This window comes from Paraglaciecola marina (assembly GCF_004360155.1).
Classification (GTDB): Bacteria; Pseudomonadota; Gammaproteobacteria; order Enterobacterales; family Alteromonadaceae; genus Paraglaciecola; species Paraglaciecola marina.
Genome location: NZ_ML178720.1, coordinates 72483 through 97047, shown reverse-complemented (window position 1 = coordinate 97047; position 24565 = coordinate 72483). Strand labels below are relative to the sequence as shown.

At 39.5% G+C, this 24565-nt stretch carries 23 protein-coding genes; 14 read left to right on the top strand and 9 right to left on the bottom strand.

Features of this window, described 5'->3' with window-relative positions; genetic code table 11:
* Positions 1–87 precede the first annotated feature (87 nt).
* A complete protein-coding gene (locus EOK74_RS00435; protein ID WP_133467874.1) occupies positions 88–696 on the top strand; it encodes a glutathione S-transferase family protein in 609 nt (202 codons plus the stop codon).
* Positions 697–790: 94 nt separating this feature from the next.
* Here EOK74_RS00435 and EOK74_RS00430 read toward each other — a convergent pair whose 3' ends face one another.
* Both EOK74_RS00430 and EOK74_RS00425 read right to left on the bottom strand, forming a co-directional pair.
* Positions 791–1684: a carbon-nitrogen hydrolase gene (locus tag EOK74_RS00430; protein WP_133467872.1), complete on the bottom strand. Its 894-nt coding sequence runs from the start codon at positions 1682–1684 to the stop codon at positions 791–793.
* Positions 1677–2732 carry an agmatine deiminase family protein gene (locus EOK74_RS00425; RefSeq protein WP_133467871.1) on the bottom strand — a complete coding sequence of 352 codons (1056 nt, stop codon included), beginning with the start codon at positions 2730–2732 and terminating at the stop codon, positions 1677–1679. Before EOK74_RS00425 ends, EOK74_RS00430 begins: the two co-directional genes overlap by 8 nt.
* Before the next feature lie 492 nt (positions 2733–3224).
* Here EOK74_RS00425 and EOK74_RS00420 point away from each other — a divergent pair, with 492 nt between their 5' ends.
* Positions 3225–3539 carry a DUF3718 domain-containing protein gene (locus EOK74_RS00420; protein WP_133467869.1) on the top strand — a complete coding sequence of 105 codons (315 nt, stop codon included), beginning with the start codon at positions 3225–3227 and terminating at the stop codon, positions 3537–3539.
* A gap of 362 nt (positions 3540–3901) precedes the next feature.
* Positions 3902–4594, top strand: a complete 693-nt coding sequence (locus EOK74_RS00415; protein ID WP_133467867.1) for a DUF2982 domain-containing protein — start codon at positions 3902–3904, stop codon at positions 4592–4594.
* On the opposite strand, the gene EOK74_RS00410 is transcribed toward EOK74_RS00415, so the two are convergent.
* A complete protein-coding gene (locus EOK74_RS00410) occupies positions 4587–7727 on the bottom strand; it encodes a hybrid sensor histidine kinase/response regulator (protein ID WP_133467865.1) in 3141 nt (1046 codons plus the stop codon). The genes EOK74_RS00415 and EOK74_RS00410 overlap by 8 nt on opposite strands.
* A 202-nt stretch (positions 7728–7929) precedes the next feature.
* On the opposite strand from EOK74_RS00410, the gene parC reads away from it, so the two are divergent.
* Together parC and EOK74_RS00400 are read left to right on the top strand one after the other, a co-directional pair.
* Positions 7930–10236 (top strand): DNA topoisomerase IV subunit A, encoded by a 2307-nt coding sequence (gene parC, locus EOK74_RS00405; RefSeq protein WP_133467863.1) that lies wholly within the window; start codon positions 7930–7932, stop codon positions 10234–10236.
* A gap of 60 nt (positions 10237–10296) precedes the next feature.
* Positions 10297–11544, top strand: coding sequence for an alkaline phosphatase family protein (locus EOK74_RS00400; protein ID WP_133467862.1), 1248 nt, complete (start codon positions 10297–10299; stop codon positions 11542–11544).
* Positions 11545–11572: 28 nt separating this feature from the next.
* Here the strand turns inward: EOK74_RS00400 and ftsX are convergent, their stop codons facing one another.
* From ftsX to ftsY, 3 genes are read right to left on the bottom strand one after another with little or no spacing between them, the layout of a single operon-like run.
* The gene (gene ftsX, locus EOK74_RS00395) at positions 11573–12553 is read right to left on the bottom strand and encodes a permease-like cell division protein FtsX (protein ID WP_133467860.1); all 981 of its coding nucleotides are present in this window, start codon (positions 12551–12553) and stop codon (positions 11573–11575) included.
* A 51-nt stretch (positions 12554–12604) separates the two neighbouring features.
* Positions 12605–13300, bottom strand: coding sequence for a cell division ATP-binding protein FtsE (ftsE, locus tag EOK74_RS00390; protein ID WP_133467858.1), 696 nt, complete (start codon positions 13298–13300; stop codon positions 12605–12607).
* A gap of 17 nt (positions 13301–13317) precedes the next feature.
* The gene (ftsY, locus tag EOK74_RS00385; RefSeq protein ID WP_133467856.1) at positions 13318–14631 is read right to left on the bottom strand and encodes a signal recognition particle-docking protein FtsY; all 1314 of its coding nucleotides are present in this window, start codon (positions 14629–14631) and stop codon (positions 13318–13320) included.
* 74 nt (positions 14632–14705) lie between these two features.
* Between ftsY and rsmD the strand changes: the two genes are divergently transcribed.
* A complete protein-coding gene (gene rsmD, locus EOK74_RS00380; protein WP_133467854.1) occupies positions 14706–15323 on the top strand; it encodes a 16S rRNA (guanine(966)-N(2))-methyltransferase RsmD in 618 nt (205 codons plus the stop codon).
* A gap of 19 nt (positions 15324–15342) precedes the next feature.
* Here the strand turns inward: rsmD and EOK74_RS00375 are convergent, their stop codons facing one another.
* The gene (locus tag EOK74_RS00375; RefSeq protein ID WP_133467852.1) at positions 15343–15924 is read right to left on the bottom strand and encodes a YjaG family protein; all 582 of its coding nucleotides are present in this window, start codon (positions 15922–15924) and stop codon (positions 15343–15345) included.
* Positions 15925–15978: 54 nt separating this feature from the next.
* Positions 15979–16569: a YhgN family NAAT transporter gene (locus EOK74_RS00370; RefSeq protein WP_133467850.1), complete on the bottom strand. Its 591-nt coding sequence runs from the start codon at positions 16567–16569 to the stop codon at positions 15979–15981.
* A gap of 318 nt (positions 16570–16887) precedes the next feature.
* On the opposite strand from EOK74_RS00370, the gene EOK74_RS00365 reads away from it, so the two are divergent.
* Positions 16888–17070: a helix-turn-helix domain-containing protein gene (locus EOK74_RS00365; protein WP_133467848.1), complete on the top strand. Its 183-nt coding sequence runs from the start codon at positions 16888–16890 to the stop codon at positions 17068–17070.
* A 51-nt stretch (positions 17071–17121) separates the two neighbouring features.
* Here the strand turns inward: EOK74_RS00365 and pepB are convergent, their stop codons facing one another.
* A complete protein-coding gene (gene pepB / locus EOK74_RS00360; RefSeq protein ID WP_133467846.1) occupies positions 17122–18405 on the bottom strand; it encodes an aminopeptidase PepB in 1284 nt (427 codons plus the stop codon).
* 110 nt (positions 18406–18515) lie between these two features.
* On the opposite strand from pepB, the gene sfsA reads away from it, so the two are divergent.
* From sfsA to panC, 7 genes are all read left to right on the top strand, one after another.
* Positions 18516–19220, top strand: a complete 705-nt coding sequence (sfsA, locus tag EOK74_RS00355) for a DNA/RNA nuclease SfsA (protein WP_133467844.1) — start codon at positions 18516–18518, stop codon at positions 19218–19220.
* Between the two features lie 161 nt (positions 19221–19381).
* Positions 19382–19831, top strand: a complete 450-nt coding sequence (gene dksA, locus EOK74_RS00350; RefSeq protein ID WP_133467842.1) for an RNA polymerase-binding protein DksA — start codon at positions 19382–19384, stop codon at positions 19829–19831.
* A 79-nt stretch (positions 19832–19910) separates the two neighbouring features.
* The gene (gene gluQRS, locus EOK74_RS00345) at positions 19911–20852 is read left to right on the top strand and encodes a tRNA glutamyl-Q(34) synthetase GluQRS (RefSeq protein WP_205964438.1); all 942 of its coding nucleotides are present in this window, start codon (positions 19911–19913) and stop codon (positions 20850–20852) included.
* Between the two features lie 81 nt (positions 20853–20933).
* Positions 20934–22286 (top strand): polynucleotide adenylyltransferase PcnB, encoded by a 1353-nt coding sequence (gene pcnB, locus EOK74_RS00340; protein WP_133467840.1) that lies wholly within the window; start codon positions 20934–20936, stop codon positions 22284–22286.
* Positions 22283–22780, top strand: a complete 498-nt coding sequence (folK, locus tag EOK74_RS00335; RefSeq protein WP_133467839.1) for a 2-amino-4-hydroxy-6-hydroxymethyldihydropteridine diphosphokinase — start codon at positions 22283–22285, stop codon at positions 22778–22780. Before pcnB ends, folK begins: the two co-directional genes overlap by 4 nt.
* A gap of 98 nt (positions 22781–22878) precedes the next feature.
* Complete coding sequence (gene panB / locus EOK74_RS00330) at positions 22879–23673, top strand: 3-methyl-2-oxobutanoate hydroxymethyltransferase (protein ID WP_133467838.1); 795 nt, start codon at positions 22879–22881, stop codon at positions 23671–23673.
* A 23-nt stretch (positions 23674–23696) separates the two neighbouring features.
* Positions 23697–24545: a pantoate--beta-alanine ligase gene (gene panC, locus EOK74_RS00325; RefSeq protein ID WP_133467837.1), complete on the top strand. Its 849-nt coding sequence runs from the start codon at positions 23697–23699 to the stop codon at positions 24543–24545.
* Positions 24546–24565 lie beyond the last annotated feature (20 nt).

The following is a 24565-nucleotide window of genomic DNA, read 5'->3' as shown; positions in this document are numbered from 1 at the left end:
ATACAGCTCCTTAATCATGCCTTTTTAACTAATCGTCACAATTACTGTGGCGCTGCGCTTAAGCCTCAGGATTATAGGAATAAATATATGAAAATTTACGATACCAAAACCGCCCCTTCTCCGAGACGAGTTAGAATTTTTCTTGCAGAAAAAGGTATTCCAATGGAATACGTGCAAGTCGACCTCCAAAAAGGTGAGAACTTATCTCCAGAGATGCGCGCCAAAAATCCAGTTGGAAAAATCCCAGTATTGGAATTAGATGACGGCACTTGTATCAGTGAAGGAGCGTCAATTTGTCGCTATTTTGAAGAAATTCAACCAGAGCCCTGTTTGATGGGTAGCACGCCATTAGAAAAAGCCCAAATAGATATGTGGCATAGACAAGTTGAGTTGTACTTTTTTGGTCAGGTTGGCATGTGTTTTCAACATAGCACGGGTTATTTCAAAGATCGGATGACGCCTATTAAAGAGTATGGTGTAGTGGCAGGTAAAAATGCAGCTGGATTTCTAAAGGTGTTAGAAAAACGCCTGGGGGAGTCTGAATATATCGCAGGTGATAGATATAGCATCGCTGATATAACTGCTTTGTGTGCCCTTGATTTTGCTCGGGTGGTAGATATCAAGTTAACCGAGAAGCATCCCAATCTAAAACGTTGGTATGCTGCTGTTAGTAGTCGTCCTAGTGCAAAAGCCTAGGTTCTGAGTCTTACTCAATAAACTAGACGTAAAATCAATAGAGGTTAGCAGCAACACCAAAATAACCACTCTGCTGCTAACTACTTATGGCGTTTTAGTCACGCCATCTTTTCGTTAAATCATCATAGGCTTCAATTCTGCGGTCTCTAAAGTAGGGCCAAATTCGTTTTATTTGCTCGGTTTTTTGTAAGTCTATCTCAACAGTTAGATTCTGTTCTTCATGGCTAGGCGCTTTAGCAAGTATTTCGCCCTGTGGTCCAACAACAAAACTTTGCCCCCAAAATTGAATACCTGGATCCCCTGCCACAGGTGAGGGTTCGAAGCCTGTTCTATTGGCCACAACAACTGGAATTGAGTTTGCTACAGCATGGGAGCGCTGAATGGTTTCCCAAGCGCCATGTTGGCGGCTTTGTTCTTCTGCCGTATCGTTTTTGTCCCACCCAATCGCAGTTGGATAAAACAGCATATCGGCGCCAGCCATTGCCATTAGCCTAGCTGCTTCTGGGTACCATTGGTCCCAGCACACTAATACCCCTAACTTACCAACGCTGGTTTGAATAGGTTCAAAGCCCATGTCTCCAGGGGTGAAATAAAATTTTTCGTAAAAGCCTGGATCATCTGGAATATGCATTTTTCGGTATTTGCCAACTAAGCCTTGCACTCGGTCAAATACCACGGCTGTGTTGTGATAAAGCCCTGAGCCGCGCTTTTCAAATAACGAAGTGATTAGTACTATATTCAATTTAGCGGCTAATGCTGCAAAATAGTCGGTAGCAGGCCCTGGAATAGGCTCGGCTAAATCGAAGTTGTCAGTGTCTTCTTGCTGGCAAAAATAGAGGGTGCTGTGAAGCTCTTGCAATAAAACTAACTCACAACCTTGCTCTGCTAATTCTGTGATTTGTTCGCTACTACGCTGCCAATTTACTTGTTTGTTATTGCCTTCTACGGCTTGTTGAACAAGCCCTACTTTAAGCTTGTGTTTATTCATATAAAAAAACTCCATTTTTAAGGCTTTGTAAAACCTCTGGCTTAAGCACCCCTTCAGGTACTTGCATGGTGATACAATGTAAACTACCAAACTGTTGAACTAAAGGCAGGCAATTAATCGCTACAATCGTAAAATCTGGGTAGGCATTTTTTATAGTGACAATGGCAAGCTCATCTTCAGGCTGCTGGTATATGGGGCACAATATATGCTGATTAGAAATAAGAAAATTGGCATAAGACGCGGGTAATCTTTGACCTTCATTATTCACTATATGTGGTAAAGGTAATTCGAAAATCTGGTGATTGGGAAACGCAGCAATACATTCTAATTTTAAGTCATCTAATCCTCGGAAGTGTGGATCTTTCGGCCTGTTAAATGCTGTTTGAATAACTAAGCCATTGGTTGGCGTAAACCTTACTAATGTATCAATATGGCCATCGGTATCATCGCCTTCTAAGTGCCCATGTTTTAGAATCGTACTAGTGGTTGCACCTAAAGTAGAGGCAAAATCCTGTTGATAATCAGTTAATGATTTGACGCCATTACGCTTTGGGTTTTGTAAACATAAGGCAGTGGAAAGTAAATGGCCATTGTCATCAATTTCAATCGCTCCACCTTCTAACACAAGATCTATAGCGTGAATGTCAGATATACAGAACTGTTGCAGCGCTAGTTTATTTATCTGGTTATCTTTACTCGCATCAAACTTTTCACCCCAGCCATTAAAAGTAAACTCAATAGGTGAGACCCTATTACCATCAGAAACACTTAAAAAGCCATAATCTCGCAGCCATGTGTCATTGTAATCAGCAGTAACTAACAAGACTTTAGCATTTTTAGGAATCAGTCTCTTACAAGACTCTATTGCATTTTGCCTTACTAATAGGATAACAGCTGTATCTGTTAGATTCAGAGTGTTTATTATTTCAATGTAAACAGCTCGAGCTTGGTTCAACCAAGGCTGCCAGTCTGTATTTTCATCTGGCCAGGCAAGTATTACAGCATCTTGCGCAACCCATTCTGGGAGAAGTTTAAATTTGTTAATCATAATTAAAAAGTGGTTACATTTTCGATAAATTATAAGCCTTAGGGCTGCGGTCGTCTCGCTAAAAATCTATTTAATTTAGGAAAAAAACATAGGTATAGATAAAATTGAGAAAATGATTTTGGCTTAAAGTGAATGGTGGTTGTTTTTAGGCCTAGTGGGGTTGTGGACTTTTTAGTAAATGTTTTTACTTTTATGTTAATAAAGGTGTTTTTGTCTAAACGGGTAAAAATTAAAACCCGAACCATATAGAGGTTTTTGGTATTAATTTGGTTTTTTATATTTCTTTATGGAATACTTAAGGTAATAAACTTAAATAATATCAGTGTCTTAGTTTTGTCATTAAATTGACTTATTAGATTTTACATGGTGTTCACTTGCTGAAAACATTAAAAATACAGCATTTATCTTTTAAATCAGTCATTAATTAACTGCGTCCAAGAGTCGTACATATTAAATGTTGTTAGTGTTGTTATTTAGATAGGATAAATTGAAATGAAAAAGATAATTGCATTATCTCTAGTCTTTGCTGCTTTAGGTGCAAACGCTAAAATGGGTTCTGATGAGAAGGTCAAATATGTTGGTGATTTAAACTATCAAGATTTATGTGAAGCTGTCGTAAAAGATGACGTTGCAATGTTAGAGCGTAGTTTGAGTAGCCGTATTGGTGTGATTGCAGGTTCATCAAAGCGTGTATTACAACGATTAACTGCTGCTAATGGTATGCGTTGCAATGGTGTTGATTTAGTTTCTTTCTCAAAAGAGCGTGAAGCAACTAATGTGTATTCTTTTCTATCAAATGAAAAGTAATTACCTTAGTGAAAATCAAAAAATACTGAGCAAATAGCTCGTTAAGCGGGCTATTTTTTGTGTCTTTGACGCTTGTCTTTTATACCAACTTCCCCCTCCTTGCACATCTCTTGTACACCAACTAACGTTATTGTCTGGCTAAGGTTTATCACTAATCCTTATCATGGGTGACTATTGTTCAAATGAATATATGCTTGGTAGGATAGGGTACGTTTTATAATAACTTCAAATCTTTCAATGACCCTTAAGCGCAAAAATAAAAATTGGTGGGCGACGGACTGTATAAAATGTAAAAGGATCCGCGCTATAGTGATTTGGGCCATTTTAATGTGTATTTTATATCTAGTTGTTTGGGGGTAGAGATGGAAGATATTATCGAAATCCGCAGTCATGCTAAACGAAACGTAATTGTGACAACATTAATTGGTTTGTTGTTGCTCTGTGTCTCGGTGATTATGTTAGTGACGATGCCTAAGACTATTTATTTAGTTGGTATATTTCTTCTCAGTGCATCTATCATTGCTTTTTTAATTGCTTGGGTAAAATACCGGGAGCCTCAATTTAGTTTTCTATTGTCAAAAAGTAGTATTTGTTATCAACATAAAAATGGCAAATGGGTGCTACCTTGGGACAATATTCAAAGAGTAGATGTGCCTCACGTATCTTCAGGGCTTGAAAGAAAAAGTCTGCATATGGTTGCAATCAAGGTCAAAGATTATGCTCCTTTATTAGAAAATATATCACCCCGTTTAATGAGTAATATATTGATGGAACAACGTCCTTTGCTATTTCATAACATGCCCTCAGCGAATTCAGAAAATTGTTCTTCTGGTAGCTGTTATAGTGACGAATTGCTTGAAGATGATATTTACAAAGATGCTCAGGGTAAAATTTATAAAGGTATCACTGCCATGTTTGCTAATCGTATGACCAAGTTACGGCAACGTCTAGGATACGATTTATATATTCCTGTGTCAGAGTTAGACAGGTCTGAACATGAGTTTGTTACCTTGTTAAAGCAATGCCAGCAGCAGGTAATATATCCAACTAATTAGCCGTATCTGAAGCCTTTAAAACCTTAGCTTGCTCCACAGCAAGCAGTATATTTAAGGACTCTGTTTTTAACTCTGGAGCTTTGTAAAAAGCGGCTTCATAATGTTTCGTTTTTAGCGCACTTTCTAACTCTTCGCACAGTGAATGTAACGCAGGAACTCCGGTATAGCAGCATGCGCCATGTAATTGATGAACTCTTGCTAACATATCTTCGTACATTTGTTCTTGTCTGGAAATTAGAATAGATTCCGTTAATTCTGGTAACTGTTGTACAAATTTTTGCAATATATCCTTGGCTGCATCTTCATTTTGATTAGTACGCTTTAGTGCCAGCTCCCAATCAAAACTAATCTGCTCTGAATCATTAGAATCTGTGATCTGACACCAACGTTTAATCAAATCAATTAGGTCGGATAAATTAATGGGTTTAGGTAAATAATCGTCCATCCCCGATGCTAACAATTTGTCTTGTTCTTCTTTGAAGGCATGGGCAGTAACCGCAATAATTGGGGTGCCAAGATTTAACTTGGTTTGCCTTATTAATTTAGTCGCTTCTAAGCCATCCATGTTCGGCATTTGCACATCCATCAAAATCAAGTCAAACTCAGTTTCTTTGCACTGTTCTACTGCATCATTGCCGCTAAATGCCAAGGTAAGTTGCAAGTTAGTATTCTTTAGCCAGGTGGTGAGTAGCCGCAAGTTTATTTCCATATCATCAACGGCTAAGACTTTTGCCGCTGGGAGTGCTTCTAATCTTTGTTGAAGTTTATTTGTTGGGCTTTCCTCTGGCACATGCAGTAGGCTATTAAGTTTTCTCAGGGTTAATGGTAAACGGATTTTGTGAGTGAAATATTGCGACAAGTCATCCCTTTTAGATAAGGATTCTTCACCGGAGTACAAGATCACAGTTGTTGATGTGTTTAAATGGCGAGTGGCTTCGAGAATGCTTGGTAAAATGTTCTCTTTATTATTGGGAACGCTTATAAACACAAAGTCATATTGAGTTTGTAATTGACGTAAATACAATAGTGATTCAACCCCAGTTACCTTGACTCCCATATTTTTTAATAATTTAACTGCGGCATGGCGCGCTTGGGGGTAAGGATCAAAATATAAAACATTTTTATCTTCCCAGTCACCACTAGAATTGAGGGATAGACTGCGGTTAAGTAGATTGGTTCGCAGCGTCACAGTAAACGTACTTCCTATTCCAGGAGCACTGCTTAAAGTGAGTTCGCCACGCATCAAATTAACAAGCTCTTGGCATATTACTAACCCCAAGCCCGTGCCCTGATAGGATCGATTTAGCGCGTCTTCTACCTGTGAAAATGCCGCAAATAACTTTCTTTGATCTTCACGACTTATACCTATTCCAGAATCTTCAACCTGTATGACTAACTCATAGATACCATGAGCCTTTTCAGAGCCTACTGCAGATAATTTTATATACCCATGGTCAGTAAATTTAAGTGCATTGCCAAGTAAGTTATTTAAAATTTGTTTTATTCTGTAACTATCCCCTATGAGTTTTTCGGGCAGGGGATCCGCATCATAAATAAACTCTAGATTTTTTAGGTGAGCCGATTTTGCCATAATGCTCACCATGTCCTCTAAAACAGCGGTTGGGGAGAAGGGATGGTTATTAATTTTTAGCTTTTTAGCTTCAATCTTTGAAAAGTCGAGAACATCATTAACTATGCTGAGCAGGTTGTCTGCAGCCGCATTTATTATACTAACTTGTTCTTGTCTCTCTGGTGGTAATGACTCTGAGTGAAGCTCTTTACTAAAGCCTAGAATGGCATTTAATGGGGTACGAATTTCGTGACTCATGTTTGCCAAAAATTGAGATTTGACATGACTTGCTTCTATGGCATCTTTTCTAGCAATGTCTAGTCTTACGTTTTGTTCTTCAACTAATTCAATATTATTTCGTAAATCATCAGTTGCTTCTTCAATTTCTTCTTCTAGTTTATGTCGGCTTTTACTCACTAGGGCTAATGAAAACAGCCCCGCTTGTGAAAATAACCCCACCTGAAAAGCGTAAGCAGTAATGATATTTGAAGGATACAGAGAGAGTAAGCTACCTAAACCGACCAACATGCAAACATCGAAGAGCAACCAAGCCACAATAAAATAGACCGCAGCTTTAATGTTCTTTCTTCTGCTTTCAAATCCAGCATAAGTGTATATTAGAGTTGAAGACACATAAGTCAGCAACACGGCTAACATTAGCCAAATGGGGTCCAAAATATTAAAAATAGATAGTAAGGCTAGAATAATAAAGACACCTAAAAAGGTGCGGATTAGTAAACATGAAAAGAGAGCGTTGTGTCTCCCTTCTAAAAAATTTACTGTAAAAAGTCCAGAGCCAACCCCCAGTATTACAAATATTAAATCCGTATGGGCGCATATCCAAATTGAAATCCCAGGCGATACAACTTGATGTACATGCCCCCCCCAAACAAACTGCCATATTACTATGGCAAAGGTGTAACCTATGAATGCAAATAAACTCGTGTCTTTAATCCATATAAAAAGCATAAGGTTGTATAAGGCTAGCATTAATAAGCCGCCATAAAATACTCCCCAAAAAAGGTTATCAAAAAATAGTTGATTAGCGTACTTTTCCGCTGTTTGAATATCGATAGGAGCAATAAGGCTAGAGTGTTGGCTTTCTATACGTATAAATATCTCAACAGGTTGAGCGTAAGGCAAAGATACATGTAAGGTTGGAAAACGGTGTTTGGCGTTAGCTCGTAACTTTCCCTGACTGGTTTGAGCGATTAGCTTGTCATCAGATATGACGTAAATATCAACTTTATCTAACTGCGCATAACCAAGATCGATTACCCACTCATTGATGTCTGTAACATTATTTAAACTAGTATATAGCCACACGCCAGAATGAGAAAAACCATAGTTTTGTTTGTGCTTAGGGTGCCAAATAAATTGACTTTTCTGTTCTTTAACGTCGTATAAACTTAATTGATTATCTGCTTCCCTCAATACTTTTAATTTTGATGAAAGTTGAATTGTTTCATCTGTAGAAATGAGTTGCACATCACTTTGCGCATATACCAAATTGGGTAATAGCAATAAAATGAATACTAAAGGGTTAAGAAAGCGCAGATGCATTTAATTGAGTCAATAGCTGTATTTGTGTATGGACATTAAACCACTCGTTTAGGTGACAAGGCAAATTAACAACGGGAGTTCACATAAAGCTTTTGCTGAACTATTTTAATTGAAGGCATTTATCATGTAATCTAGTTGTGCGCTAGTCAGCTCACATTGACAACAATTAAAACGACAATAATAACGGTGAAAATAGCCCCCCATGAGTCAAGACACAATCATTAACAAAGACGGTATCGAACAGCTATCGATGCATCGCTTTACTGAAGAATCTTACCTTAATTATTCAATGTACGTCATTATGGACAGAGCCCTGCCGCATATTGGTGATGGTCTGAAGCCAGTGCAAAGGCGTATTGTATATGCCATGTCAGAGTTAGGCCTTAATAATGCTGCTAAGTATAAAAAGTCCGCTCGCACTGTTGGGGATGTGTTAGGCAAATTTCATCCCCATGGTGACTCTGCCTGCTATGAGGCAATGGTGCTAATGGCGCAGCCTTTTTCATATCGTTACCCACTGGTCGATGGTCAAGGTAACTGGGGGGCACCAGATGATCCTAAGTCTTTTGCTGCTATGCGTTATACCGAATCTAGACTCTCTAAGTTTAGTGAGGTGTTACTTTCTGAGTTAGGGCAAGGTACAGTGGATTGGCAGCCCAATTTTGATGGCACCCTAGATGAGCCTAAAGTCTTACCGGCTAGGCTGCCCCATATTTTATTGAATGGCATAACAGGTATTGCAGTAGGTATGGCCACCGATATTCCCCCCCATAACGTTAGAGAAGTTGCTAATGCTTGTGCGCACCTGTTAGATAACAGTAAAGCAGAGTTGGCTGAATTATTAGAGTTCGTAGAAGGTCCTGATTACCCAACAGATGGGGAAATCATTACTCCTAAAAAAGATATAGCCAAAATTTATGAAACGGGTCGTGGCTCGATAAAAATGCGTGCAGTTTATACTGAAGATAACGGTGATATCGTGATTACGGCATTGCCTCATCAGGCATCTGGCGGAAAAGTGCTAGAGCAAATAGCGTCACAAATGCAAGCTAAGAAGTTACCCATGGTCAGTGACTTAAGAGATGAGTCAGATCATGAGAACCCCACAAGGCTACTCATTACTCCAAGGTCAAACAGAGTCGATACAGAGCAGTTAATGCAGCACTTGTTTGCGACCACAGATCTAGAAAAGAGTTATCGCGTCAATATCAATATGATTGGCTTAGATGGTCGCCCTCAAGTAAAAGACTTACGCACTATTTTAACAGAATGGCTAAGTTTCAGAAAAGAAACCGTTACCCGCAGACTGCAGTTCCGTTTAGATAAGGTTCTAGCAAGACTTCATATTCTTGAAGGTTTAATGATTGCATTTTTAAACCTAGATGAAGTGATACGCATTATTCGCTATGAAGATAAACCTAAGCAAGAATTGATAGCGCAGTTCTCCTTAACGGATATTCAAGCTGAAGCAATTCTCGATTTAAAACTACGTCACCTCGCTAAATTAGAAGAAATGAAAATCAAAGGTGAGCAGGATGAGTTGGCAAAAGAGCGTGATGAATTACAAACACTATTAGGGTCAGATCGTCGTCTCAAAACTTTAATGAAAAAAGAGATCCTCGCTGCAGCTGAGCTATACGGTGACGACCGGCGGTCGCCAATTGTCGCCCGTGGCGAATCTAAAGCCTTAACAGAGAAAGAGCTAATTCCCTCAGAAGCAGTGACAGTAGTGTTATCCGAGAAAGGTTGGGCCCGCTGTGCTAAAGGTCATGAAGTTGATGTAGAAGGACTGAGTTATAAAGCTGGAGATGCATATCAAGCTAGCGCCAAAGGAAGGAGTAACCAACAAGTTGTATTTTTAGACTCGTCTGGCCGAGCATTTTCTTGTGATGCTCACGGGTTACCGTCTGCCAGAAGTCAAGGTGAACCATTAACGGGTCGCTTTAATATTGTAGGTGGTGAAAATGTCGAACATGTTGTGATGGGCTTGGATGAGCAACGATACCTAATGGCGTCAGATGCTGGTTATGGCTTTGTGGGTAAGTTCAGCGATATGATCAGCAAGAATAAAGCGGGGAAAGCCTACCTTTCACTTTCTACCAGTGCCAAAGTATTTAAACCGCAATTGGTGCATGATCTAAAAAGTGATTGGTGTTTGGTTATTTCTAACGAAGGGCGCATGTTAATGTTTCCACTTCGTGATTTACCTAGTTTAGGTAAGGGCAAAGGCAATAAGCTCATTAGTATTCCCTCGGCCAAAACACAATCAAGAGAAGAGTACGTAAAAGAGCTAGTAGTAGTGCCAGAAGGGGCCAATGTCAAAGTATTAGCTGGTAAACGAGGTATGACACTCTCAGCTGCAGACTTAACACATTATCAAGGTGAAAGAGGCCGCAGAGGTAATAAATTACCTAGAGGTCTACAGCGAGTTGATGGCGTTGAAGTAGAAACTTCAAGCCAATCAGGTAATGAAGCAGAGAGTCCTCAAGAGAACGACAATAAACCTTAACCCTTAAGGATTTAATACTAATTTTGTTAGATTCTACCTCAATAGAATGCTGAGAGTGCCATGCTTAAGGCTTTACTTAGTGTATTAATACTCGTTAGTAATATTGCTGTGGCTGATCAGTCACAGCCTCTGGTATTAATGATTGGAATAGATGGCTTAAGAGCCGATTCATTAGAGAGAGCTTCAGCTCCAAACCTTCAGTTGTTGGCAGACAAAGGCATTAGAGCCAATATGTATCCCGCTATGCCCTCCAAAACGTTTGTGAATTTTTATTCTTTAGCTACTGGTTTACACCCAAAGAATCATGGAATGGTTTCAAATTACTTTTATGACAGAAGGTTAGGTGAAACCTTTAATCGCACTAATCATACTGATGATCCTGCTTGGTGGGGTGGTGAGCCTATTTGGATTACTGCAGAAAAACAAGGGGTTACCTCTGCAACTTATTTTTGGGTTGGCTCAGAAGTTGCAGTCGATAATATTAAGCCAAGCTACTGGAAACCCTTTAATCAAAGTAAAGATTATGGTGAGCGTGTTGATGAGGTATTACAGTGGTTAGCTTTACCTATTGAAAAAAGACCGCGACTTGTCACTTTATATTTTTCTGCTGTAGATAGCGCGGCTCATACTTTTGGAGTTGGTTCTCCGGAAGAGTTAGCTGCAATTAAAAAGGTTGATGATCACATTGGAGACTTAATTACAGGTTTAATAGCGCTAGGTCTGTACGAAGATACGAACTTAGTGATAGTAGCCGACCATGGAATGGCTAATTTGTCAGACGACAGAGTAATCAACCTAGATAAGTGGGCTGATTTATCACATTTTATTATTCCAGATTGGTCCAGCACCAAAGATACAGTGTATGCACCCTATTTGAATCTGTATGGCGACAAAGTAGAGGTAGAGAAAACATTCGTTAAGCTAACAAATAAGCACCCCAATATGAAAGTGCTACGCCGCGGTAACTTTCCGAAAGACTATCACTTCGATCACCTTGATCGAGGGCCTGATTTAATGTTGTTAGCAGACGTGGGATGGACTTTGTATGGGAGTAAAAATAGATTACCTCCCACCCCCTTAAAGGGTTCTGGGCGTTCTATTGCTACCCATGGTTATGATAATAAACATCCTTTGATGCAGGCTACCTTTATTGCTTCTGGAAAGGCTTTTAAAGCTGGAGTTAGGGTTAAGCCCTTTGATAACGTAGACGTTTACAATATATTAAGTTGTATACTCGATTTAGTACCAGCAAACAATGATGGCAAGCTAAAGCAAGTAGAGGATATGTTGACCAAAGAGTGTGATTAATCTTTAAAACATGGTTTATATGGTGGGTTTATTTAGGTTCAATTTCTCTAACATGGCGTTTTACTGATAATAACGAACCACTCAAGCCTAAAAATACCGAAATGCCTATAACCCATAAAAATGTACTGAAATCTACCCCAGTGATCTCGAAGTTTTTTTGGTACAGGGCACTAACTGCAGACACGCTATTACTCATCCACAAAAGTAATAATATTACCGCAAACCAAGCTAGTACTCCCCCTAAAAAGCCGTACCAGAAACCCGTATACATGAAAGGTCTTTGAATAAAAGCATCGGTTGCACCCACGAGTTTCATTACTAAGATTTCGTCTTTTTTGTTGAGAATATTTAGTCTTATAGTATTGCCAATAATAAGAACTACAGCTAAAAACAGTAAAATAGCAACCACGGATACTAGGTTTTTGACTACATTTAGTATTCCATGCAGCCTTTCTAACCATTCAATGTCTAACTTTCCAATGTCGACCTCTCGCTCATCTCGCAGTCTATCAAGTAATAGCCTAGCGGAAACTGGGCTTGCATGCCTGCTAGTGGGAGTCACTAACACCACGTTAGGCAAAGGGTTGTCGTCTAAATAAGCAATGGCATCTCCAAAACCTGACATATCTTTAAATTCATTCAACGCTTGTTCAGAAGAAATATAGTTAATAGCATCAATTTCAGGCCACAGTTGAATGCGCTTTAACAACTGGTCTATATCACCTTGTCTAATATTTGGTTTCAGAAATAGAGATATTTGTGAAGCTTGTTCCCAACCAGAACTAATCTTCTCAACATTTTTAACCATAACGTACAAAGTAGTTGGGAGAGTGATACTCAAGCCTAATACACCTATTGTCATTAGTGATGCGGCTCTAGAGCGCCACATGGCTCCTAAACTACTTAAAGCTTGTCTAAGGTGACTCACAAAAAACATAACGACTCTTTGATAAAGTGAAATGTTTGATACTTGTGCCCCTTGCATGCGACCTTTGAATAAAATACTCATAGTGATGTATTCTTATTAAATAAAGAGCATTGTGACTGTTGTGGTATATTGTTAATCATATAGTTCATCACTTTGGAAATCTTCAGTTAGCCCATCAGTAATCATTTGCCCTTGTTTTAGGGTGAGGGTGCGATACTTCATACGAGCAATAAGTCCAAGGTCATGTGTGGCGATAAAAACTGATACCCCAGCTTGATTAAAGTCCTCGAATAAACGAATAATTTCCATTGATAACTTAGGGTCTAAGTTGCCCGTTGGTTCATCGGCTAAAAGTAATGGAGGCTTGTTCACAACCGCTCTAGCTATACCCACCCTTTGTTGCTCTCCTCCAGATAACATCATAGGTAAACTTTTGACTTTGTCTCTAAGACCTACCATTTCAAGTGCCGCATGAACTCGTTTGGCTATTTCTTTATGCGAATAACCTTCAATTACTAGAGGCAGTGCAACATTATCAAAAACACTTTTATCCATGAGTAATTGATGGCTTTGAAAAATCATGCCAATGTCACGGCGAATATAGGCAATTTGTTTACGTTGAATACTACCTAAGTCATGACCATTAATGAAAACCTTGCCAACGGTTGGCCGCTCCATAATAGAAATTAGTTTTAATAAAGTACTTTTACCAGCGCCAGAGTGACCGGTAAGAAATGCCATCTCACCCGGCTCAATATGAAAATTAACCTTTCTGAGGGCTTGTTGCCCGCCTGGATATGTTTTACTAACTTGTTCAAACTTAATCATATTATGAGTTTAATGGTCTATTTAGGTTGATCTTCAGATTCTGCAAATAACGCATTAACAAAATCTTTGCTGTTAAAGGGTCGTAAATCATCGATACCTTCACCAACTCCTATATAGCGAATAGGGATATCAAATTGGTCTGCAATGGCAAAAATAACGCCACCCTTAGCAGTGCCGTCTAGCTTGGTTAAGGTTATGCCGTTTAAACCTACTGCTTCATGAAACAGTTTGGTTTGGCTAATAGCATTTTGCCCTGTACTCGCATCTAATGTCAGCATTATTTCGTGGGGAGCTTCTGGTGATATCTTTTTCATTACCCTGACGACTTTTTTCAACTCTTCCATTAGGTGGTCTTTGTTTTGAAGACGACCCGCTGTATCAGCAATTAACACATCAATATTTTTGGCTTTTGCAGATTGGAATGCATCAAATATTACCGAGGCACTGTCAGAACCGGTTTGCTGTGCAACCACAGGAATATCATTACGCTCACCCCATACTTGTAATTGTTCAACCGCTGCAGCTCTAAAGGTATCACCGGCAGCAAGCATGACTTTTTTGCCTTGCTGTTGAAATTGTTTGGCCATTTTACCAATAGTAGTCGTTTTACCAACACCATTGACGCCAACCATTAAGATAACAAAAGGACCAGAAGGAGCGCTTAAAGTAAGGGGGGCATCGACACCATCTAAAATTTCTGCCATTTGAGTCTTCATGACTTTATAAAGTGCATCGCCATCTTTTAATTGATTGCGATTTGAGCTTTCTGTTAGTTGTTTGATGATCTTCACTGTGGTGTTCATACCCACATCAGCCATTAATAATTGGGTTTCCAATTCTTCAAATAACTCATCATCAATCGCTTTGCCTTTGAATAAGCTAACAATACCGCTGCCGATGCTTTCTTTAGTGCGAGAAAGTCCTTTTCTTAAGCGGCTAAAAAAGCTTTGTTTTTCATTAGTTTCTTCTGGTTCAGGCTCGCTTAAAGGTGCTGACTCTTCGATAATGATTGGCTCTGGCTCAAGGGCTGGCGCAAGTTCACCTTCTATATGAAGGGGCTCTCTATCATCTGTGACAATAGGCTCGTCTAACTCGTTAACTAGCCCTAGAGATTCTTGTTGGCTTTTTTTAGCGTCTACTTCAGCGACACTGCTGCCCTCAGCCGCAGGCTGTACTTCGGGTAACACTTCTTTTTCATTATCAGAATTTATCTTCTCTAATTCTTCTTCAAGTATTTCAGGAGAACTATCTATTTGAAGTGCTTCTTCGTTGTTAGCTTCTGGCTCGCTTTGCTGCTTATCTTTTTTAAGCCATTTAAAAAACTTTGACATACCGGTGAGAAATCCTTGGACTAATTGAGTACACTATTTACATCTTATTCCTAATAATAGCATTTCTACCTTTCATGAAGCGAGGCGTAAAACAACCAAACAAGCACAAGGGCAAAAAACAGCTGAAAACCTCAGGCTCAGTGCGAATTATCAGTGGTCAATTCAGAGGCCGAAAACTTCCCGTTATTGATGTTGAAGGCCTTCGACCTACAACAGATAGAAACAAAGAAATGTTGTTCAATTGGCTGATGCAAGACGTAACAGGTGCTAAGTGTTTGGATGTGTTTTCTGGTAGTGGAAGCTTAGGGTTTGAGGCGCTTTCAAGATATGCGCAGCATTGTACGTTTATAGAATTAGATCAAGCTGCTGCTAGAAAATTAACAGATAATGCAGCTTTACTTTCTTTATCATCTGAGCAAGTTGATATTAGGCAGGGTAATGCGTTAACTGTGTTAGGGCAATTAGTTCATGGGTATGATGTGGTTTTTCTTGATCCTCCTTTTAATCAAAAGTTACTTCCCAATGTAATCGACCTTATTGCTAAACAAGACTTATTGAGCATAGAAGGCTTAATCTACATTGAATGCGAGCCTGGTGCAGGGCGATATACTATTCCTCTCGATTGGCAACTGTTAAAAGAAAAACAAAGCCCGCAGATTTTATCGAGATTATATCAGCGAGTGATTTCTTAATTAAAAATAAACTCTAGGCCTATATTTCTAGGCCTATATTGCTCATGCCTTCGCTGGTGGCTAATGCTCTTAACTTTTTACAGCTTGCTGCATTTTTTGGGCAATTACTTAACATTGCCAATAATTCTTTTTGAGTTTCAATTTCCCACAACATAAGTGGATGCTGTTTAATATCACTAGCGGTGACTGTTTCATCACTGCTAGCTTCAATAAAGGCTTCTACTCCGCCTTGAGATAGCTTACTTACTACCACTGCCCCTTGAGGATCCTCGCCCTGTATCAACATTATGGTAGCCGACATTGACATGGCCACATCTATTGCTGGGTAAACCCCATAATTATTAAAGTCGCTGGCATCTGGAACCGCTTCCTCTATTTTTTCCAGTTGAGCAGCAAAGTTTATTTTTGCTTTAGGCGTGGCTAACCATTCCCACACTGTATTTAAACTATTTCTGTATTGAGTAGGATCTGCAAATTCTGTAGTTTCACAGAACAAAATATAGTTAGGTAGCATTCTTTCTAAAAGGGTGGCTGAAAATGCAATGGCGTACCAACCCTCTAACTCTCTCACTTGTTGGAATATATTTAATTTTGTATTCAATCTAATCTCTTAATCTATATTGAGAGGAGTATGGGTATACTCGTCACTCTTTGTTTATCCTAATGAATAATAATGTCCAATGCCGTCTAATAACATTTGTATGGATATCATGATGAGTATCATGCCCATCAATCTTTCTATTGCCGTTAAGCCTCTTTCACCTAACAAGCGATGAAATGTTCCAGATAACATTAATATAACAGCTGACACTAACCATGCCGCTCCCAATGCTAAAGACCAATCTAGCATTCTAGTACTGTCTTGGTTGGCCAATAGAATTAACGCTGCTAAAACTGAAGGGCCCGCAATCATAGGGATGGCTAAGGGTACAATAAAAGGCTCCTCTCCTGAAGCCAAACCTGTTAAACCTCCAGGTTGTGGAAATATCATTTTTAAACCTATTAGAAATAAAATAATACCACCTGCAATACTTACGCTTTCTTGTCTAACGTTTAAAAAGTCCAGTACAGCTTGACCGCTAAATAAAAAGGTCATCATGATAATAAGTGAAAATAAAAGTTCTCTTGCGAGAATAAACTTTCTTCTTTTTGGCTCTATACTTTTAAGTACAGACATGAATACTGGCAGGTTACCAAGAGGGTCCATAATCAAAAATAGGGTAACGGCTGCCGACCAAGTATCCATAGAGGACCTCATTTCAAAGTTTCTAATAATCGACTATTGTCGTTAATAAACTAGTATTGAGCAATGCCTGTTAAACAATTACTGCTAAGGATTATTAATACTTAAGTTTATATTAGTTATCCATTTATATAACTAAATTCGATTTTTATATACTAAAAAAAATTTTAATTTCAATGGCTTAATGATTTAATAGGGTAAATTAATTTTATCTTTATTTATAAGTTTACACACGATTGATGAATATTTGCATTTGTAATATTTACAGCTTGCAGCGCGAATGTATTATCAAATAAATGACTAATTTAAGAGGAACAAGCAATGAGTTTGATGACAGTAGATCAAGTGGCAGAGTTTTTAGGTGTACAAAACGTAAGAGTTGAAAGGCTTGAAAGAGAGAGTTTATTGCCTTCGGCAGATAAAGACGCTGACGGTAATCCATTATTTGAGAAAGTTGCAGTTGAAAAATATAAAGTATTAGCTGAACGTTTAGGCGGCTTATAATTTTATAAACCGCATGCTTTCTTAACTAATTTAGTGTCTAGGGTAGAATTTTTATTGCTCTAGAAGTGCCCGCGCGATGGTTCTTATTCCTTGAGCTGTTCCTCCTGCTGGCAATATGGCGTTGCTGCTTGCGTTATATGCAGCAGCAAGGTCTATATGTAGCCACCCTTTACCTTCGTTTCCAACAAATCTAGACAAAAACCCCGCTGCGTTAGACGCGCCACCTGAGCCTCCGCCTTTTTGAGAGCGGCTATTGGCAGTATCTGCAAACGGAGATGGGCAAGCATCTTTGTGCCATGTTTCTAATGGCAAACTCCATGAAGGTTCAAATTCTTGTTCTGAATAAGCTAATACCTGTGAACATAAGGCTTTATCTAAGGCAAAGAAGGCATTGTAATCTGTGCCTACCGCCACTTGAGCGGCACCTGTTAGGGTTGCTGCATCTATGATTAGCGGCGAATTAGTCTTTGTAGCCGCCATGAGTCCGTCTGCTAACACGAGTCGCCCTTCAGCATCGGTATTTACAACCTCTACCGTGGTGCCATTTTTATAAGTGATAACGTCGCCTAGCTTATAAGCATGCCCACTTATGAGGTTTTCGGCACAACATAAAAACAATTTTACGCGCTTATTTAAGCCTCTTAGAATCGCTAGGCCTAGTCCACCTGTTACGGTAGCTGCACCGCCCATATCGCATTTCATACTTAGCATACCTTCGCTACTTTTGATGCTGTAACCACCACTATCGAAGGTAATGCCTTTACCCACTAAGCTAGCGGTAACTGGTGCATCAGGGCTACCGGTTGGATTGTAATCAAGCTCAAGTAAAACTGGTGGTCGAGTACTGCCTCGTCCAACATGGTAAATACCCATCCAACCTTCTTGCTTTAACTCTTCACCGGTCCACCTTTTAACTTGCACTGCATCATCAGCTAAAGACGAAATCCATTGGCTACATTTGTCAGCCAAATCAGAGGGAGATAAGTCTTCTGGCGTAACGTTAACTAAGTTACGTGTAAAAATCATAGCTTGGTAACGATTTTCGAGTTCTTCAGCGTCGGTGTTTTTACACCAAGTAATAGTATTTTGCTTTTTAATAGAACTGAAACTCTTGGCAAAAGCCCATTGTTGTTCAATTTCCCAATCACCTGTAAGTTCGACTTTTAACACTCCAGCACTATCAAGGCATCGAGCCGCTCTTTGGATTGTGCGTAGGTCACCCAAAGCGTCTGTGATATGAATGGTTGCGCTTTGAGCCGTAATTGAAAGAGCAGTACCTGGTGCATAGAAGTCTGCAGCGGCTTGAGTTGAGAGTAAAACAGATAAGTTAGGCATAGTAATTCCAAATGGTTTAAGTGAGCTCTAGTTTAGAGTCTTTGGGAATGAGCTAGATTAGATATACAATACCATGCTCTGATAGTCGAGCATCTAAAAAGTAGTTATTTATGGAATTCCCGTTACCTCTTATTAAAGGGAAATTGCTAAAACGATATAAACGTTTCTTAGCTGATGTTGAATTAGAAGGTGGTGAGATAGTAATTGCTCACTGTCCAAATACTGGCTCTATGACTGGTTGTGCAGAACCAGGTTGGGAGGTATGGTTATCACCGAGTACCAATCCAAAGCGTAAATTGGCTTTTACTTGGGAGGTGGTTTTAACTGAGCAACATCATTGGATTGGCATTAATACCCATAGGGCCAACGGACTGGTGCAAGAAGCTATTGAAAATGGAGTAATTAGCGAATTGCGGGGCTTCGAAAGTCTTAAAGCTGAAGTCAAATACGGCACTGAAAATAGCCGAATAGATTTTTTGTTATCCGATCCAAATAAACAAGATTGTTATGTTGAAGTAAAGTCCGTCACTCTATTAGATAATAATGTAGGCTACTTTCCAGATGCAAAAACAACACGAGGGCTAAAACATTTGCGAGAATTACAGCAAGTTATTAGTCAGGGTAAGCGAGCCGTTTTGTTATTTTGTGTGCAGCATACAGGTATAAGAAACATAAAAGTTGCAGAACATATTGATCCTGCTTATGCCAAAGAACTCATGGTAGCCATTGAAAATGGCGTCGAGGTTATATGTTACGGAAGTGCTATTAATTCTGAAAAAATCTATATAAACCAAGCACTAAAGTTTAATAGTTAAGAATAAGTTGATTTATTAAGCATCGTCCCAATATCTTTGGCTCAAAATTGTTTTCTTTTTTACTTAATACTAACGAGCAAAAAATTGCCTGTTAAGTGGCTTTCTGGTATACATAGCCGCCTGCACATGCAGCTAGTGCCGTCGTTTAGGAGATTTGGCAGATGCCAACAGCAAAAACAAATAAAACACTTGGATTATTAGCCTTAGCCGGTTTAGCGCCTTACGAAGAGAAAAAAGGCGAAGAGTACATGAACGACGCTCAATTAGAGCATTTTCGTTTGTTACTTTCAGCATGGCGCGATCAGCTTCGTCAAGAAGTTGACCGTACCGTGCATCATATGCAAGATGAAGCAGCTAATTTTCCTGACCCAGTTGACAGAGCAGCTCAAGAAGAAGAGTTTAGCTTGGAATTACGAACTCGTGATAGAGAGCGTAAGTTGATTAAGAAGATTGAAAAGACATTGAAAAAAATTGAAGATGATGACTTTGGTTTTTGTGATGCTTGTGGAATTGAGATAGGTGTAAAACGCCTTGAAGCAAGACCTACAGCAGATATGTGCATCGATTGTAAGACCATGGCAGAGATAAAAGAGAAACAACTGCAAGGTTAACAGTAATAATAATCCTAAGTAGTATATATTTTCGAATAGGTACTACTTGGGATTAGGCTGATACTCGTTCAAAGCGAGTATGAGAATATTTAATGAATATATTTTAATCGACTCTCCCTCAGATATGTCTCAATACGTTGGGCGTTTTGCACCTTCCCCATCCGGGCCGCTACATTTTGGCTCTTTAGTCACCGCATTAGCGAGTTATTTGCAAGCTAAATCACAGCAAGGGCGTTGGTTGCTAAGAATAGAAGATATCGACCCTCCACGTGAAATAAAAGGCGCATCTAAAAACATATTAAGGTGTCTAGAAGCCCATCATCTTTTTTGGGATGAAGACGTAACTTACCAGAGTACTCGAAGTGCTATATACGAACAAACATTACACGGCTTGATGGAACAAGGTCATACCTATGCTTGTCAATGTACTCGCGCAGAGCTGTCTGAGCTACCAAATGGTAACTTGTGTGGCTGTGCAGAATCCCCCTTATTAACACAACACTCTGCTATTAAATTTAAACACCTTGATCCTATATTAGAATTTCAAGATAGGTTATTGGGTACGCAAAAGTTCGATAAAAGTGCTATACCGGCTCAGTTTTCTTTAAAAAGAAGAGATGGGTTATATGCGTATCAATTGGCCGTTGTCGTAGATGATATTCAGCAAGGCATTACAGAAGTGGCAAGAGGTGCAGACCTACTAGACGCCACCGTACTTCAGTTAGCTTTGTATAAGGTACTTCAAGTTTCAGCTCCTTCTTTTATGCACTTTCCTGTGGTTGTTACCCCAAGTGGTAAGAAATTGAGCAAGCAAAATCATGCCAAGGCTATTGATGTAAAGCAAGCAAATCACAACTTGTGTGATGCCCTAGAGTTTTTGGGAATGACAGTCCCCAAGAGTTGCCGAACTGAAACACCACAAAATATTATTGCTTGGGCTATAGAGCTCTGGGATTTAAGGCAAATAACAGCCAAAACGGCACGTATTGACAATAGAATTGGTGGCCTAGACAGTATATGATAAGCGCCGAATTTTTCGGCACATTTTCAGCCATCCGTAATTATGGAGTAAAGCACTATTATTTCTCGTGTAATCGACAAAATGAAAGGCGCATTTCGCGGTAATCCTGGTTCAAGTCCAGCCCCCCTTGTCGCCACCATTATTCCTAGAAGTGAACACCCAGTCTCAAGGGATGCGATCAGTGATAACGCGTTAAAAGTACTCTATCGCTTGCATAATAGTGGTTACCAAGCTTATTTAGTAGGTGGTTGTGTTAGAGATATTTTATTAGGCAAAGAGCCAAAAGATTTTGATGTCACCACCGATGCCACGCCGGAGCAGATTAAAGGCTTATTCAGAAACTGTAGATTAATAGGCCGTCGCTTTCGATTAGCTCATATTGTATTTGGCCGCGAAATTATAGAAGTCGCTACCTTCAGAGGGCATCATCAAAATAACGATGACGATGAGTCTAAATTAAGTAAACAAAGTGACCATGGGCAATTACTAAGGGACAACGTTTTTGGCACCATTGAAGAAGACGCACAGCGACGAGATTTCACTATCAATGCTATGTATTACAATATTGCAGACTATTCAATCAGCGACTTTGCTGGAGGTATGCAAGCGATAAAAGATAGAAAAATTGCCTTAATAGGTGACCCAGAAACTCGTTACCGTGAAGATCCCGTTAGAATGTTGCGCGCGGTTAGGTTTGCTGCCAAGCTCAATATGAAAATTAGTAAAGAAAGTGCCGAGCCTATAAAAGCTATGGCGCCTCTGATGGCAAATATTCCACCTGCCCGGTTATTTGAGGAAGTACTCAAGTTAATGCTGTCAGGTCAAGGGTTAGAGACTTACAAATTATTGAGTCAGTTTCATTTATTTGAACCTTTGTTCCCGCAATTAGCACCCTTGTTAGTACACCCAGAAGGTAAAGAATCTAATTTTGTTGAGTTGGTACTTACTAATACTGATAACCGTATTAATACAGGTCAGCGTGTCACTCCAGCGTTTATATTTGCAGCCTTTATGTGGTACCCATTAGAAGAGCGTTGCCAACAATTAATGGCTGAGGGGGGCTTAAATCATTTTGATGCCTTTAACCTAGCTTTAAATGATGTGATGCACCGCCAAATTCAACGAATTATGATCCCTAAGCGGTTTAGCATACCTGTACGCGATATTTGGCAACTACAAAATCGTTTACCAAAACGTTACGGGCGTAGAGCCTATCAAATGCTTGAACACCCTAAATTTAGAGCTGCTTATGACTTTTTGTTAATGCGTGGTCAAATTGAAGGTGGACAGTTGCTTGAGTTGGCAGACTGGTGGACAGATTTTCAAGAGGCTGACGAAGGCGGCCGTAAAAATATGCTTCAAGTATTACGTGAAAAAGAGGGCGGGCCAACACGTCGCCCAAGAAAAAGACGTAAGCCAAAACCTCAAGCATGACCCAAGTTTATATTGGCTTGGGTAGTAATTTAGCTGAGCCATTACAACAACTGCAATCAGCCATTTCCGCTTTAGGTACTTTACCTGATTCTAGTTTGGTGTGTGTGTCCAGTTTCTATGGCAGTCAGCCAATGGGCCCTCAAGATCAGCCTGACTACGTTAATAGTGTCGCCTTAATAGAAACTCAATTGTTACCTGAAGTGTTGTTAGAACATACTCAAGCTATTGAAAATGAACAGGGTAGACGAAGAACAGGTGAGCGCTGGGGACCAAGAACCTTAGACCTAGACATTCTTCTATATGGGCAACAAGTTATTTCAACTAAAACCCTAACCGTTCCCCACTATGGCATGCAGCAAAGAGAGTTTGTGTTGTATCCATTATATGAAATAACACCAGATCTCGTATTACCTGATGGTAAAATATTGAGTGAGTTAGTTAGTCGTACACCCAAAAATGGGTTACAACAAATTCTGCTCAATACTGATCCCTAGAATTTCAGAAAAAAATCCGTATAGTGCGCATACCTAGTTGACCGCTAATATCGTTGGTCTACAACTAAGTTGATCAAATAAATATTGAGGTATCTCAAATGAAGAAAGTGACGACTTCAAGCTTGCTAAAAATGAAGCAAGACAATACAAAAATCACCGCTCTAACCGCATACGATGCAAGCTTTGCCAAACTGTTTGATGAACAAGGGGTAGACGTTTTACTGATTGGCGATTCCTTAGGTATGGTATTAAAAGGTGACGAAGACACACTAAGTGTCACCATAGAGCATATTGCTTATCACACACGCTCAGTAAGAGCTGGAGTAGACAGAGCCTTTGTTGTCGCTGATATGCCGTTTATGTCTTATTCCACACCTGAAGAAAGTTACTTAAATGCTGCTACATTAATGCGTGCTGGTGCCAGTATGGTGAAGCTAGAAGGTGGCGAATGGTTATTAGAGACCATCAAAGGATTACAAGAAAGAAGTGTGCCTGTGTGTGGCCACTTAGGTTTAACACCACAATCAGTGCATGTGTTTGGCGGTTTTAAAGTTCAAGGTCGTAACGATTTACAAGCTGAGCGTATTCTTGAACAAGCTATTCAGTTAGAGCAAGCTGGTATTCAGATGTTGGTACTGGAATGTATTCCAACAGACTTAGCCGCTAAAATATCCGAGCGTTTATCTATCCCTGTCATCGGTATAGGGGCAGGAGCACAAACTGACGGTCAGATTTTAGTAATGCATGACATGTTTGGGATCAGTGCTAACTATATGCCTAAGTTTTCGAAAAATTACTTACAGCACAGTACCGATATGCGTGAAGCAGTCAGACTTTATATTCAAGAAGTACAGGAAGGAAGCTTTCCTTCTGATGAACATAGCTTTAATTAAAGCTAGTAAGGTAAATTAGATTTATGCGAGTTATTAGTGAGATCTCAGATCTTCGTGAAGTAAGGCGTACTTGGCAAAATAGTGGCAAAGTCATCGCTTTTGTTCCTACCATGGGAAATCTACACCAAGGTCACTTGAACTTAGTTAGAGAAGCTAAAAAGCATGCCGATATTGTAGTGGTTTCTATCTTTGTTAACCCAATGCAATTTGGGCCTGACGAAGACTTAGATGCTTATCCAAAAACCATTGAAAACGATAAACGCTTATTGGAAGAGCTAGCCGTTGAAGCTTTGTTTTTACCGCAAGCTAGCGATATTTACGCTAGGGGCTTAGAGCAACAAACCTTTGTTGAAGTCCCTGGCATTTCTTACATGATATGTGGAGCAAGTCGACCAGGGCACTTTAGAGGCGTGGCCACCATAGTGTGTAAGTTATTTAATATGGTACAGCCTAATTTAGCATTTTTTGGTGAGAAAGATTTTCAGCAACTACAGGTTATAAAGGCCATGGTGACTGATTTATCTATGAATTTAAAAGTATTTGGTGTGCCGACTGCTCGTGAAGACGATGGTTTAGCTATGAGTTCTAGAAACCAGTATTTAATAGAGGAAGAGCGTAAGTTAGCGCCTACTTTATATGTGAAAATGCAGTCTATGGTGAATGAAATCATAGACGGTCGACGAGATTTCAACAGGCTAACAGAGGAGTATAAAATTCAGTTAGCTGAGCTAGGCTTTAGCCCTGATTATTTAGAGATTCGTAATGATGAAACTTTGCTACAGCCTGGTCATGAAGATAAAGGCTTAGTGTTATTGGCAGCGGCGTTTTTAGGAAAAACAAGATTGATCGACAATATTCAGTTTAGTTTATAGCGGTTACTGTACCTCGAAAA